The organism is Klebsiella sp. GW_Kp181 (assembly GCF_040062315.1).
Classification (GTDB): domain Bacteria; phylum Pseudomonadota; class Gammaproteobacteria; order Enterobacterales; family Enterobacteriaceae; genus Klebsiella; species Klebsiella oxytoca.
Map to the genome: position 1 here is coordinate 1 of NZ_JBEAFR010000038.1, position 549 is coordinate 549.

The 549-nt window shown below is 52.1% G+C and carries 1 rRNA gene; it reads right to left on the minus strand.

Features of this window, described 5'->3' with window-relative positions:
- Window positions 1-470: ribosomal RNA gene (locus ABLV11_RS07040) — 16S ribosomal RNA — on the minus strand; the annotation flags it as partial.
- Window positions 471-549 lie beyond the last annotated feature (79 nt).

Here is a 549-nt window from a genome sequence, read left to right on the forward strand (position 1 = left end):
AGGTTATTAACCTCACTCCCTTCCTCCCCGCTGAAAGTACTTTACAACCCGAAGGCCTTCTTCATACACGCGGCATGGCTGCATCAGGCTTGCGCCCATTGTGCAATATTCCCCACTGCTGCCTCCCGTAGGAGTCTGGACCGTGTCTCAGTTCCAGTGTGGCTGGTCATCCTCTCAGACCAGCTAGGGATCGTCGCCTAGGTGAGCCGTTACCTCACCTACAAGCTAATCCCATCTGGGCACATCCGATGGCAAGAGGCCCGAAGGTCCCCCTCTTTGGTCTTGCGACGTTATGCGGTATTAGCTACCGTTTCCAGTAGTTATCCCCCTCCATCGGGCAGTTTCCCAGACATTACTCACCCGTCCGCCACTCGTCACCCGAGAGCAAGCTCTCTGTGCTACCGTTCGACTTGCATGTGTTAGGCCTGCCGCCAGCGTTCAATCTGAGCCATGATCAAACTCTTCAATTTAAGTTTGATGCTCGTAGAATTAAACTTCGTAATGAATTACGTGTTCACTCTTTGAGACTTGGTATTCATTTTTCGTCCG